Origin of the sequence: Humitalea sp. 24SJ18S-53 (assembly GCF_050632385.1) — a bacterium.
In the GTDB taxonomy this organism is placed as follows: Bacteria; Pseudomonadota; Alphaproteobacteria; order Acetobacterales; family Acetobacteraceae; genus Humitalea.
In genome coordinates this window covers 437431-451669 of sequence record NZ_CP192599.1, presented here as the reverse complement: position 1 = coordinate 451669, position 14239 = coordinate 437431, and the positions used below count along the sequence as shown (strand labels likewise).

The window sequence follows — 14239 nt, the reverse complement described above, 5'->3', positions numbered from 1 at the left end:
CTACTCCTTGAGCTGCGAGCCAAAACCGCGTTCGACGATGCCGGCGGCCGCCGTGCCGGCCCGCGCCTGGCCAAGGGCTGCGGAGATGGCGAAGTCACCGCGCGTTTGCAGGATGTCGGTGAAGACCAGCCTGAGCTGGACGGGCGGAATGCGCCGCTTGGCGGGATCGCCGCTTTTCAGCGGCACGCGATTGGCGCCCGGCAGCATGGTCCAGGAGGCTGCGCGCATTTCGCCGGACACCGCGCGCACCTGCATCCAGGTGATGGCTTCGCCCACCATCTCGGCGGCGCCAAGCGGGGTCCATTGCCGCAGCGACGGGTTTGGCGGCACGGCGAGCAGGATGGCGCTGGGCGGCTCGCTCTGCGGCGCATCGTAGTTCACGGCGATCGCCGCCGACTGCACGGAGGAAGGGCGCTGTTCCGCCCATTCGTCCATCACGCTGCCGGCGATCGGGGCGGTCCCGGCCAGGAAGGCGGCCTCACCGATGAACTGCCCAAAGTGCCAGCTTCGTGGTGAGACCGCCTCGCTCTGCGGATCGGGGGTGGTGGCCGGATCCTCGGCCGTTGCCTCCGGCGTTACCGGCAGCAGCCGCGCCTGCTTCCACGCCGCCGCCAGTTGCACGCCATCGGCGATGCGTTCCCGCACCGCGGCCCATTCCGCCAGCGCCGTGGCCGGCAGTTTCGCCGTGCCGAGCGCGGGCAGCAGCGCCGGGCGGTCCCGCGGCAGCGGCGGCAGGACAGGCAGGGCCGCGCCGCCAGCGACGCCCTGTAGTGCCGTGACAAGGGCCGTCAGATCGCCGCGCGCCGCGCTGGCCGTGGTGCGCCCGGCGCTGGCCACGGCTGCGGCGGCGGCCAGTGCCGCGCGCCGGGTCTCCAGCGTGGCCAGCAGCGCCTCGACGCGTTGCCTGGTCTCGGTGCCGGATTCGGCATCCTCCTCCAGCACCAACGGTTCCAGGGCATCGGCTTGACCGGATACGGCGAGGGCGCGCAGCGCGGTGCCCAGGGCGCGGCGGCGCGTCTCCGCGCGGGCGCGTTGCGTGTCGATGGCGGCGGCGGTGCTTGCCGCGGCCTGTAGCCGTGCGAATTCGAGTGTATCGGCAAGGTAGGCGGTCAGCAGGCTCGGCACCGGCTGGACAAGTGCGGCCAGCACGGTGAGCGCGGCACCGGCGCGTTGCTTCAGCGCGGCGATGCCGAATTCCAGGGCGGCGACCTCACCGGCTTCGTCCAGCAGGCCGGCGGTGCCGGGGGCGGCGGCATTCAGGTCCGTCGCTTCCAGCGGCCGGCCGCGTGCGATGACACGGCGCAGCCGTTCGGCCGTCGCCGCCAGGTCGTCCACCGGGGCGGGTCCGACCGTCAGGTCGGCGGTGAAACTGGCCTCGCCGGCCACGAAGGCTTCCGGCGTCGCCGCCGCGGTCAGCCCGGGCAGCGCCGCGGGATCGGCAAGCAAGGTTTCGATCAGCAGGGCACGCGCGCGTTTCTGGACCTCCGGCAGGCCGCCCACGACCAGGTCGATCGGTGTCATGCGCAGGTCGCGCGCCAGTTCAAGGCGGACCGCATCCGTCACGGTGCCGCCCGCCGGTCGCGCCGGGCGCAGCACCAGTGCCGCGGCGTCGAATTTCGGCAGCAGGGTCCTGGCGAGCTGTGCCAGCCCTGGCTCGACGCATTCGCGCAGGGTGCCGAAGGGATCGACCAGCGGGATCGCCATGGCGAGGCGATGCGTCGAACCATGGCCGGAGCGCTGCGTGCGGATGAAGCTGGGCATGCCCGGGATCGGCCCGCCCGACAGCACCTGCAGCCAGGCATTGGCCGCGGGGGCCAGGCCCTGGGCGCGCAGATGCGCGGCCTCCGCCATCACCAGGTCGGCCACGGTGTCCAACTCCTCCCGCAGCATGTTGCGCAGGGCCGCGCGGGCGCCGGTCTCGGCTGCGGATGAGGCGGCGAAGGCCTGGCCATCGAAGACGCGGCGGCCGGCGGTTGCCTCGCCGCTTTCGTCGGGGATGCGGAACTCGCCGCGCAGCGGGAAGATCAGCGCATCCTGGTGCTGTTCATGCAGCCAGCGCTCGCCGAGCATGCCCAGACCCTCACCCAGGCTGTGCCCCTTGGACAGCAGGTCGGTCAGCCGCAGCGCGCGACGGATGCGCGGGCCGCTGAGATTGATGGCGAAGGCGCCCTCCGCGCGATGGCGCCGATAGGCGGAGCGCAGCACCGCCGCGGTCAGCGCCTGGCCCTGCGACGGTGCCTGGATATAGCCATCGCCCGCCGGTTTCGTCGCGGCCGGGCGCAGCCCCGTGAGCATGCCGTAGTAGCCGATGGACAGCCCTGCCCGCCCCCGGCGCCGCGCGCGGGCGAGCCGCGCATAGGCCAGGCCGACGCCGACAGCATCCAGCCGGTGCTGGAACAGGTCGATCGTCTCGAACAGCAGCATCTCGAGTTGCGCGATGCCGCCCGGGCGCAGGGCCACGCCGCGCAGGTGATCCAAGGCCGCGGCGAAGGCGGCGGAGGCACGGCGCAGCTTCAGGATGCCGATGGACGAGACCGACGCGATCTGGTCGGTCGCGAGCGCGGTCAGCGAGCGCGATTCCAACGTGGTCATCAGCACACTCGACGCGGAGACGGTGGCGGTCGGCGTCATGCTGAGCCGCATGACATTCAGCGTGCCGCGCGGCATGGCGGTTTCAAGCCGGACCAGATCCGTCAGGTTGCGGGTCAGCGACAGGCGGGCGAGGCGGTAGAGCAGCGGCCAGGTTGCATCGGTCTCGTCGGGATCGGGCAGGGCTGCGATCGACGTCCGCGCCAGGGCGAAGAGGTAGTCCGCGGCACCCTGCCCCGCCGCCGGATTGCCGGCCTGCACATAGGGGCAGCCGATGCCCCTGGCGCGATCGCTGGGCGCATCATCATCCACGACCTCCAGCCGCTTGGAGACGGGATTGGTCTTCAGGATCTCCGCCAGCTTGTCGGATGCGGCGGGGTCGTCGGGCGCCAGCACCGGCACCACGGCGCGCGCATGCGCCGGCAGGAAGGCGCGCGCCTGCTTCGCGACCATGGCCAGCGTGTCGAAGACCTGGCGTTCCTCGGCGGTCAGCTCGGTCTCGCCGTCGATGTTGAGGTCGTTGACCTTCGTCATCGGCAGCAGGCCATAGGCGGTGTGGCCGACGCGCAGGGGCGGCAGCACGCCGCGCCCCGAGATCACGCTGGCGAGCGTGTCGATGAAGCTGTTCTCGTCCACCTCCGTGCCGGCACCGGGAAAGCGCCAGTTGAAGGAGAAGGTCTGGCCGTCCAGCAACCCGTCGAGCAGGATCGGACCGACCACGCGCAGCATGGCGCGGGCGTCTTCATGCGCCTGGTCGGCGGCGCCCTCGGCCCGGCGCAGGATCGCCTGGTCGATGCCGAGCGCTTCTGCCAGCAATTCGGCGGCGGTGAGTTTTGGCGTGTCGTGCAGCCCGTGCTCATCCTCCGTCGCGGCGACGAGGTAGTCGAGCGGTGCGGTCTGCGCGCGGGTATAGCCGGTGGTGCCGCCGGAGGTCGCGTTGGTCTGCGTATCCTGCTTGAGCACCGCGAAGCCGCCCGTGGCGATGCGGTCGGTCAGCAGGTCGGCGATTTCCGCAGGCCCCGCGCTGCCGGACAGGCCGACCGCGATCACCCATTCCGCCGCCTTGGCGGCATCGACCGAAGCCTTGTCGGTGATCTTGACGCCCATGCCGAGATCGACGGCGCGGGCGAAATTCACCAGCCATCCCTCCGGCTGCTTCAACGCATCCGGCGTGTAGCGCACGGCGGAGGGTGTCGCGCCATTCGCCGGGATGGGCTTGCCGGTGCCCAGCAGCCGCAGCGCACCGCCGGTCATGGCGAAGAGATGGACCTCCGCCGGCAATCCCGCGATGCGGCCGATCCGGGTCGCGGGGTCCGGCACGGGGCCGGCCGTGCCGCGCTTGAGATGCACGGCGCGGACCGCGCCCACCACCTCGACAAAGGACTGCCAGGCGGTCGCCGCGGCGGGGGTTTCATTCGCCCGCCACCATGGTGCCCCGCCGAGGGCGGCATCCAGCGTGGCCAGTGCCGCGATCTCGGTCGCGGTGGGCGGCTGGACGCCGGTGGCGGCGAAATTCTCGTCCGGATACCAGCGCACCCAAAGTTCCTCGGTGCCCGCCGGCACAAGGATGTCGCGGATCGGCGCGGTGGCGAGGTCGGCGCGGCTGATGACGCGGCCGGTCGTGGTGCTGCCGGCAGCCAAGGGTTGGGCCGGACGAGCCGTCGCCATCCGTCGCGTCGCGGCGCCGGCCAGAACCGCGCGGTCGATCACCTGAAGGCCGCGGCCGGTCGCCACCAGGCGATATTCCAGCCGCAGCGGCAGCAAGGCGAGCGGCTGCGCCTCGGGCAGCGGCACGGGGCGGATCGGCTCCAGGACCGGGCGATCGGCCAGGCGCGTGAGGTCGATGGTGGCGCGGGTGACGGTGGGGCGCAGCGTCATGTCACGTCACCCGCGCCAGCGGCATATAGGCGGCCAGCGGCTTCTGCCAGAAGGACCGCGCGAGGCTGGCCGAGGTCCGCGCCGCGTCCCACAGCGGCGGGAGGCCGGCCGGCGACGGCACCGCCAGGCTTTGCCCCACGTCGATGTAGCCGCTTGGGCTGATCCGCATATGCCCCCAGGAGAGGTCGTCCAGTGAGGCCGGCGGCGGTGGCGCGGTCGTGACGGCCAGCGGGCGCAGCAGCGCGCCACGCGGCAGCGGCCGCCAGGCGCGCGCGACGGCGGCGACCGGAAAGGCCAGGTTCAGCGTGGCGGGATCACGCCGCGCATTGCGCGTGGCCGCCGTCGCGACATCCAGCCCGAAGCGGAACAGGCCCATCGGTTCGTAGATGACGAAGAAGCAGCGCTGCCCCGCCGCCTTCACCGCCGCCTGCGAGACATTGAAGCCCCAATAGGCGATGTCGGCGCCGAGCGTGCCGTGGAACGTCGCCTCATGCCGTTCACCGCCATAGGGCACGAAGGTATTGGCGGCGGCGGCGAAGTTGATCTCCATGATCGGTGTCCGCAGCTTGCGCACGATGTCGCCGCGGATAACCACGATCAGGTTGGGTTGCTGGTCGTCCCCCGCCGGATAATGGGACCCGAGCGTGCCGCGCCAGCGATGGAGTTCGGGAATGTCCACCGCCAGGGGATCCGCCTTGTCCCAGAAGCGGGCAAGCACGGTGCCGCGCATGTCGGTCGGGAATTCGCGCCAGCGGAGTTCGTTGTTCATCTCATGATTGGCGCCGGTCATGAAGGCCTCGATGAAGGGCCGGTTCTCGACGAAGAAGGCCAGCGTGTTCTCCGGCAGGGCGGAAGCGTTGGACAGGATGGCCGCCGGATCGGCCTGGCGCAGCCATTCCACCAGCGGGAAGGGCAGCGACGGGGCGCGCCAGATCGGCCGGATCGCCTCCGCTTCCGGCGGGGTGAGGCCGGTGAGCGTGGCACGCACCTTCGCGCCCGGCAGGGCACGGACCATGTCCACCAGCGGCTTGGTGATGCTGATGCCTTCGAAGGGTTGCACCGCGACGCGTCCGGCGATCGGGCGGTTCTGCGCCAGGAGCGCGCGCGTCGGCGCGACGCCGGACAAGCCGTCGCTGAAGGCCAGCAAGGTCCGTGTCATGGAGCCCTGGATGATCTCGAGGTTCGGCACGTAGCGCCGCTCCGCACGCAATCGTGGGGAGAGCATTGTGTCGCCGGGCAGGCCGGGCATCGGCACGGCCTTGGCGCCGCCGATGGAGGCGGATGCGACGGGGCGCTTGGCCGCGACATGCCGCAGCGCGCGGCTGGCGAAGCTGACGGGCACGCCGCTGCGGCGCAGCGTATCCACCACGGCAAAACCGCCGGCGGCGCGCGCATAGGGTTGGATCGGCTCCGCCAACGCGACGGCCACTTCATCCGGCAGGCGCGCGAAATGCCGTTCGGCCAGGCGCGCGGCGAGATGCTTCGCCAGTTCCGCCCGGGCGAGGGCGGCGTTGGCGGCCTCGATCTCGTCGTATTGCAGCCAGGCGTGGTGCATGAACAATTCCTGCCCACGGCGCACCGCATCCGCCCCCAGCCCGGCGGCGAGGCGGAACTTCAGGTCCAGGTTGATGCGGTGGAACCAGTGGTTGGCCCTGGCGGAGGCTTTGGAGACGCTGTCCTCCGGCCGGAAGCGAAAGCCATGCGGCGGGAAGGCGACGAGCGGATCTTCATCGTCCTCGTCCGCATTCTCCCCGGCGATCACCTGGCCCAGGGTGACCACCATGGCGTCCATCAGCGGTTCGTCGGTTTCGAAGGGGGCGGCGGGCTGGTCGGGCTGCCGCATCGCGCATTCGATGGTGAACTGGGCACCGGGCTTTCTGTACAGCGGATAGCCCGGCTTCGCGGCGGAGGCGCGGCCCGGGGCGCCGGGTTCATTCGCCTCATCCGCGCGCAATGCGCGCAGGCGGCGCATCAGGACTTCCAGATCCTCCAGCGCATCGGTGATGAAACGCCATTGGCCATAGACGGGCAGATCGACCGGATCGGTGGAGGCAGCCTGCCAGGCGGGGGCGCGGAAGGCGTTGGCGGCCGCGCCGGGCGCCAGTGCGGGTTGGCCGAGCCCGACCCGGCGCCCCGTCTCGTAGGCCGGCACCAGGAAGGTGAAGTAGGCGGTGTTCGGCTCCAACTTCCGCAGGCAGAGCAGCCGGGCAAAACTATCCTCCTCCCGCTCCCGCAGCACCTGGGCGGCGGTGCCGGCGGCCTCACCGAGGTTGAGTTGCACATGCGCCGTGGCCCAGCTTTGCGCGAGGTCGGGCAGGCTGTCGCGCGGCGAGAGGACCTTGATGCGCGCAAGGGGTCCGCTGCCGCGGTTGATGGATTCGAACTCCGCCGCCTTCAGCGCAATCAGGGCGAGCCAGGGTTTGCGGCGGTCGTTGGCATCGGCCTGTTCGATCGCGTAGCGCCAGGGAAAGTCGGCGTCGCGGAATTCGACGAAGGGCATGTAGTTCGGCTCGAAGCCGCGCAGCCCGGGTGCGGGTTCGACGCGGGCGATCATGGCATCCGCGATGCCGATGACATCGGCCGGGCCGCGCAGCGCACCGGCGACGCCCACACGCGGCGCGGTGGCAGTGCCGTTCGCCAGGACGTCGACGGACATGTCGAGGCGCAGTCGCGTCTCACCCGCGGCGGGGTTCGCCGCGAGGGCGCCGAGGCCCGTCGCGGCGTGGGGCAACAGGGCGAAGCGGGCCATGCGGCGGTTCCTCCCTTCAGGCGGCCATGGCCATGGCGATGTAGTCCTTGACCACCGGATTGCCCTCCTGCGGGCGCCGCATGGCGTGCATCGCATCCTCCGCGACGGTCAGCCCGGAAAAGACCACGCCGGCGGCGACGGCGGCGGGAATGTCGCCGACGGTGCGCAGCGGCGCCGCGGCCATCATCGCCTGATCGACATAGACCGATGCATGCAGCGACACCGGGCGCGGCGCGTCCAATCGCACGCCGCGCAGATCCCTGGGCAGGGTGATCTGGTCGAGACTGCTGCGCAGGTGCTGCCCGACGAAGGCGGCACTGGCCGCATGCAGCCCGATGGAGGGCTTGCCCCAGCCGGCATTGTCATCCTCCATCGGGATCGGGATGAACTCATAGGCATAGACATCTTCGATCACGCGGGCGATCGGTCCGGTCAGGCCCTGGTCGGCGAAGTCGAAGCCGGCGTCGAAGGATTCGAAGGCGGTGGCGCGCAGGCGCTCGGCTTCGGACAGGCGGAAGAAATGGCCGCGCACGAAATCCTGCCGCACCGGGCTGGTCGTGACCTGCACCCCGTTGCGGTCGAAGGCCCTGAGGGTGAGCATATTGGCGGTGCCGACCACCTGCGCCTCACCGATCTTCTGGATGGCGATGCCGAGCGGCACCGCCTTCTGCGTCACGCGCAACCCGCCGAGCGGGTCGAGCACGACGCCATCGCCCGCCACATCGACGAAGGTGACGCCGGAGGAGCGCGTGCCGGAGGCCACGGATTCGACCGAGCGGCGTTCCGCGATGGCCGCGCGCAGCACCGCCGCGGCATCGGCGCCCGGCGTGTCCAGTTTACGGGCCGAACCCCATTCGTGATGGATGTCGAAGCCGCAGTCGATGCCGCAGATGGTCACCCAGACGCTGCCGTCGATGATGAAGCGGTTGGGCCCCCGCAGGCGCAGGTCGAAGCCCAGCCCGGCGATGACATCGCCATCGACCAGGACCTGCAACCCGCCACCGAGCGCCACGTCGAAGGCAAAGGGGTCGAAGTAGATCAGCGCGTCGAAATAGACCCAACCCTTGGCGGCGAGCTGGCCGACCAGCCAGATGTCCGGCCCCTTGGCATAGAGTTCCGCCCGCGCGCCGAACTGCACGGAATTGGAGGTGATGGCGCTATAGGCGGTCAGCGTGATGCGTGGATTGTTGGTGCCGAAGCTGATCGACAGGCGCCGCAGATCCGGCAGGTTCGCCGGCTTGGGGAATTGCGGATGCAGCCCGCCGATCGACACGACGTGTTCGATACGCGGCCCCCAGCCCGTGCGGACCGCCGCATCGCCACCGATCGCGAAGGTCAGCACGCGGGAATTCACCAAGGTCGCGTCGAAGCTGATGGTACCGGCCGAGAAGTCGATCTCGCCAAAGAAGGTGATGTTCAGCGCGACGATGGCGGCATCCTTGGTCGGCAGGTTGATGCCCAGGGAGCCGAGGATCACGATCCGCACATCGGCGCCGACTTCCAGCACCAGGCCAAGCTTCACCTCGATCAGCACCGGCTGGCCCCAGCCGATCCGCGCGACGGGGCCGAAGACGTGCTGCCCTTCCCGCACCGGCAGGATGGCCCCCATGTCGTCCAGGATGGTCTTGGCATTGCGGATGGGGTCGGCGGGAAACAGGATGTTGTCGAGGCGTCCTTCATAGAGGACCGCGCGCAACGCGTCGGTATCCACCGTGCGGTTGATGCCGATGACGCCACCGATGCCGGTGAGGAAGAAGCCGAACCCCAGCGGCACGGTGAACTCGCCGAAGATAGAGGCGGCGAAGCTGAAGCCGTCGCGGCCATCCGGCATCCGGGTGTTGAGGAGTCCGAAGGCGGAGAAGCCGAAGGTCTGGAACTTCAGCGCCAGCGCGCCGCGGTATTCATGGTCCCCGATGGACAGCAGCCCACCGCCTTCGATCGGCGCGGCGTCGAGCGCGATGGCGTAGCCGCTCGGCGGCACGAAGCCGAAGCGGAGATCATGCTTGCCGAAGCGGCCGTTCGCATCCTCGAGCAGCGTGGCCTTCAGCCCAATCTTCTCGGCATAGGCGTAGAGCGGGCCGAGGGTGAGGTCGAGCGAGGTGGTGACGGTGATGGAGACCGGCCGTGCGAGACCCAGCGCCAGGCCGAATTCGTGGATGTGGATCGGCCCCAGGTCGAGATCCACGGGGACAGTGATCTCGATGGCGGTCCCGCCCTCGAAATAGATGCCCTTGCCGCTACGCCAGCCGATGACCAGGTCGCCGCCGGAGATGATGATGGGCGCGCTGATGACGGCCGACAGCAGGCCATCGTCGCCGGGATCGATGATCGCGGTCAGTCCCTTCACGCCCGCGGCGAGGTGAAAATCCACCGCGACATTGCTGGCGGAACCGCCAATCCGCGCGATGACGGCATCCGCCTGAACGCGGGTGCTGTCGGCATCGCCGAAGAAGATCAGTTTCTGGGCGGGATCATCCGGCCCGACCAGCAGTTCGACGCCGAAATCGCCATCATAGGCGGTGGCGCCAATGCCCTTGCGCACCGTCGCGGTGCCGGGTTGGAACTGGAAGACGACGCCGCCGACAGCACCGACGGACCCCTGGATGGTGATCTTGAATCCATCCGCCGGCGTCAGCGTCTGCGCGATGGTGCCTTCCGCATAGGGCGCGATGCCCAGCCCCTTGGAGGCCGGCGATCCGCTTGAGACCGGCAGCGCGGCGATGCCGAATTCCGCCGCGACCGGCGCCCCCGCCGCCTTGATGATCGGCGCCTTCATCATGGCTATGGCGAAGGGCGAATTGGCGAGATGCGGGACAAAGGCCTGGATCTGCGGCTCCGTCAGGTCCTCCAGATAGGCCGTGCCGCCGATGAAGCGCAGCGCTTCCCCGATGCGGTGCAGCGCCTTGTCACTGTCGAAATCGATGCCCCAGCCATAGGATTCGCGCGCCCATGCATCGGCATCGGAGAACAACAGGCCGATGCGCGACCAGTCGTAGAGATGGCGCGTATAGGCGATGCCACGGGATGCCGGATCGCCCGTGGCGGGCACGCCGAAGGGGCGATAGACGTCGATCAGGGCAAGGCCGTGCAGCGCGAAAGGCAGCCGCGCGCTGAGCCAGTCCGTCAGCAGCAGATCGACCAACTCCTCCGGCAAGGTCTGCAACCCGCTGGCGTAGGCCTGCGCGCCCATGCCCTGCGGGACAATGCCCTGGAAGGGTTGTGCGATGGTGGAGACCTGTTGGAAGACAGGCTTGGCGGCCGAGACGAGATCGGCGATATCGGATTTCTTGAAGCCGTTGTCGACCACGCGGCCGGCGATATCCACCAGCGCCTCCGCACCATTGCGCAGCGGACCGAGGGTGTTGATGGCGGCGGCGAGTTCCGCGCCCTGGAAAGGAAATCCGAAGCGGCGCATCAGGATGGCGAAACGCTGCGGCGTCTGCAGCGCAGCGATGGTCGGCGCGAAGAAAAACCCGAGTTCCGCGAGCCCGCGTTCGGCCGCACCTGGCATCGCAACGGCCTTTCCGAAGGAGGGCGGCGTGAGGCTGCAGTACGGAAACGATTACTTGCAATGCGCATCGAGTCAATAAAAGAATGCGCGCGTGAAGCAAGGAATGAACCGATGCGACACATCCAGTTCCGCGTTCATCCGGCGGTCGGAATCGCGCGCATGGGGAACAGCCCTGCGGCGTTTCATATCTCGAATGAGTTTCCGATTTTTCTCCAGGAGAAATTTTCGAGACTTCGCCCCAACCCCACGCCGCGCACGCATCCATGGGACTTTGTCGCCAATGTCTCAAAAGACGTGAAGGCCGCGGGATTCGCGATTCTGAACACAACCGATGCGGCGACGAATAAGTACAAGGACAATGCCGGGCGCGTGATGCCGCAGGCCGCGCGCTTTCGCATCTTCGCCTATGTCTACGGCAGCGCCGAGCCGACCGCGGAACCGCTGCGCGTCGTCGAGGTATCGGCCGAGATCGCAGAGATCGAATGGCAGGTTTGGCTGGGCAATGTGAAATCCATCACCAGCACAGGCGGCCGCAAGAACGCGTTCAATCGCTCCGCGGCGCCGCTCAGCGTCAGCACCGCCGGCGGTGCGAAAGCCGCGGTGCTGGTGAAGAATGCGGCGCTGCCGGCGCTCGGCACGCTGCTGCTGGAACAGACGAGCGCCGACAAGGCCAAGGTCACGGGCCGGCTGCTCGTCATCGGCAATAGCGGCGACACGCAGGGTACGACGCGACCGTCCGGCCTGTGGTCGGACAACTGGTTCGACAGCGCCGCCGATGGGCCCGTCACGGCCGTGATCAAGCCGGACATGGCGAAGCTGCGCCTGGCCGCCGGGATCGCCGCCGGGGAGGCGCTGCATTACCTGGATCACGGCGTTGCCGCACCGAAGGCGGCGGCGGCGGGCCAGGCGATCAACGCGCTTGGCGGCTGGTGCGTGGTGGGGTTGCCCGACTATTCACCGGACATGGGGCATTTCGTCTCCGTCCACGACATCGGCCTGGAGGGCGGCTACGCGACGCTGGAGGCAACCGACGTCGCACTGAAGGCGAGGGCCGAGCCCGGCCAGCACAGGCGGGTGGACGATAAGGCGGTGACGGACAGCTACCGCCGCTGGGATTACGACGTGCACATCCTGCCGCATCTCTGCCTTTTCACTGACGTCAACAACGTCTCCTCCTACGCCAATGCCAAGCATGCGGATGCGGCGGGCGACAAGCTTGGGCACAACAAGCCGGCCGCGCCCGCGCGGCTGATGATCAGGCCGCGCGATGCGGCGGATGACGCCGACCTGCGCGCCAATGGCAAGATGACCAAGCCGGCCAATTCCACGGCGACGCCGCGCGATTGGCTGAAGCAGGGATTGTTGGGACGGCTGCGCAAGCCCGGCACGCTGTACCGGAACACGCGCAATTTCATCAAGAGCCGCAGCAACCTGGCCAGCGACAGCACGACCTATGACACGCAGAAGGTGTTCCCGCGTCGCCTGGGTCGGCGCATCCAGTTCGACAACGGCACGCGCTATCCGACCGATGGCGCGGCCGTCAAGGCCACGGAAGCGGGACTGCCATTTCCGCATGAGGTCACGCAGCCGGCGAACCTGAAGGAGTTCTATCCGAAGATCGACCGCACCACCCGGCTCTGCGGTGCGGAAAAGAGCTTCAAGCAGAAGGGCGGCGCGGCGGCGACCGACACGCAGCGCCTGATCGACGACCTCTACTGGCCGGCGACGCCCGCCGACATGCCGCTGTTGCGGGAACTCGCCTATACGCACGAGCAGTACGATCATTTCACCGACTGGGCATCCGCGGCACCGACCAAGAACGACGCCTTCTATGCCACCATCGTCGGCGCGGCGCTGACGACGTATTTCCAGGCCGCGCACACGCAGGACGAATATTTTGACGAACTGCTGAAGCAGGCGGAGGCCTTCGCGCCGGCGATGCTCGACCTCGCGCATCTGGGGTCGATGCTCGGCGGATCCTTCCTGCCCGGCATCGAGGTTGGGCGGGAGGCCGGCATTCCGCAGAACTGGTCGCTCTACCACGGTGCGTCGCGGCGATTCCTGGACGTGCGTTTCCAGCCCTGCAACGGCGCTGCGCCGCATCCGCCGGGCATGCTGGGCAAGGACCTCGCGATCCCCTGGCAGAAGGACTACACCGCCTGCAACGAGACCTATTGGCCGACGTCCCGCGCCGGACAGGTGGTGCGGGAGACGGCGCCGGGCACCTTCATCGACGGGCGTGAATGGATGATGGCCGAAGCGGCACTGCCGACCGTCGCGGGTGAGTCGGCGGTGGATCGGAGCGTGCGCTTCTACAAATCCTACTGGCACATGCTGGGCTTCGTCCGGCGCGAGGGGACGGACCGCTTCGTCGAGCGAGAGCGTGCCCCCGGAATCTGAGCCGATTGTCTGCGACGCCCTGGTGCTGGGCGGCGGGCCGGCCGGCGCGGGTTTCGCGCTGCGCGCAACAGAACTTGGCCTGCGCGTCGTGCTGGTCGAGCGGCACGGCTACGACACGGCGCGACCGGGTGAGCACATCGCGGGCTCGGCGCGTGCGCGCCTGGCCGCACTCGGCGTGCCGGCGGGGCTCTGCCGGTTCAGCCCGGGCGTGCTGTCCTTCTGGCACGGCGCGGTGCCGTCGTTCCGCAGCTATGCCGGCGGACCAGGTCCGCCCGGTTTCAACGCCGACCGCGCGCGCCTGGACGCGGCACTCTTCGCCGCCGCGGGCCTGCGCGGCGCGCGAACGATTCTTGGTGCGATGGAGCACATCGCGCAGCAGGGCACGCAGTGGCACGCCGTGGTGCGGCGCACGGCCGACGCGCGGGTGTGTCGCATCCGCGCCATGCTCGTGATCGATGCGACTGGCCGGCGCGCGGCCTTCCTGCACAGCATCGGCGTGGCACGATGCAGGATCGGCGATCAATTCGCCCTGGTGACATGGATCGCCCCGTCGCCGGGATTGATGGAGGCGGGGTCACCGCTGATGATCGGTGCCACGCGGGACAGTTGGTGGAGCCTGACCGACGCCGGGGATGGGATGCTCTCGCTGACCGTCCACGCCTCCCGCGGCGCGCTGCGAGCGGCGGGGGCCACGATCGCGGAGGCCCTGCCCCTCACCCTGCGGCAGGCACCGTATTTGCGGGAGCGCCTGCGGCGCTTGGGCGCGCAGATCGTTGGCCAGGCCGCCTACGCGGTGTTTCCCAGCCGTGCCGAGGCGATGGCGGGCGAAGGCTGGCTGGCGGTGGGCGACGCGGCCATCGCCTTCGATCCGATCTCCGGCCTCGGCTTCACCAAGGCGCTGGAGACCGCGGAGCGGGCAGCCGAATTGGCGGCGGCGGGACCTGGCGCTTCGGCGCTGCGCGCCCTGTATGCGGATGCGCTGGCGGATCAGTTCGAGACGCATCTGCGCCGCCGCGCCGATGCCTATGCCGAGGCGAATGACGCGCTGGCCCGTACGATCGCGGCCTAGTGTCCCGAATCTGAAATTCGCCGCACTGCGGCGAATTTCAGAT

Annotated in this window: 5 protein-coding genes; 2 read left to right on the top strand and 3 right to left on the bottom strand. The window is 69.3% G+C overall.

Annotated features, from left to right (window positions below; genetic code table 11):
* The 3 genes from ACQW02_RS02110 to ACQW02_RS02100 are packed head-to-tail and all read right to left on the bottom strand — an operon-like array spanning position 1 to position 10406.
* Entirely contained in the window at positions 1-4467 is a 4467-nt protein-coding gene (locus ACQW02_RS02110) for a hypothetical protein (RefSeq protein ID WP_431283629.1), read from the bottom strand.
* 1 nt (position 4468) lies between these two features.
* Positions 4469-7216, bottom strand: a complete 2748-nt coding sequence (locus ACQW02_RS02105; RefSeq protein WP_431283628.1) for a hypothetical protein — start codon at positions 7214-7216, stop codon at positions 4469-4471.
* Positions 7217-7232: 16 nt separating this feature from the next.
* Positions 7233-10406, bottom strand: a complete 3174-nt coding sequence (locus ACQW02_RS02100; protein WP_431283627.1) for a DUF6603 domain-containing protein — start codon at positions 10404-10406, stop codon at positions 7233-7235.
* Between ACQW02_RS02100 and ACQW02_RS02095 the strand changes: the two genes are divergently transcribed.
* Entirely contained in the window at positions 10302-13127 is a 2826-nt protein-coding gene (locus ACQW02_RS02095; RefSeq protein WP_431283626.1) for a LodA/GoxA family CTQ-dependent oxidase, read from the top strand. The two genes, ACQW02_RS02100 and ACQW02_RS02095, sit on opposite strands and share 105 nt — an antisense overlap.
* The gene (locus tag ACQW02_RS02090; RefSeq protein ID WP_431283625.1) at positions 13111-14196 is read left to right on the top strand and encodes an NAD(P)/FAD-dependent oxidoreductase; all 1086 of its coding nucleotides are present in this window, start codon (positions 13111-13113) and stop codon (positions 14194-14196) included. Before ACQW02_RS02095 ends, ACQW02_RS02090 begins: the two co-directional genes overlap by 17 nt.
* Positions 14197-14239 lie beyond the last annotated feature (43 nt).

Excerpts from the sequence above, each read along its gene's own strand:
- ACQW02_RS02110 (WP_431283629.1), bottom strand. The coding sequence starts at position 4,467 with ATGACGCTGCGCCCCACCGTCACCCGCGCCACCATCGACCTCACGCGC.
- ACQW02_RS02105 (WP_431283628.1), bottom strand. The coding sequence starts at position 7,216 with ATGGCCCGCTTCGCCCTGTTGCCCCACGCCGCGACGGGCCTCGGCGCC.
- ACQW02_RS02100 (WP_431283627.1), bottom strand. The coding sequence starts at position 10,406 with ATGGGCGCGCAGGCCTACGCCAGCGGGTTGCAGACCTTGCCGGAGGAG.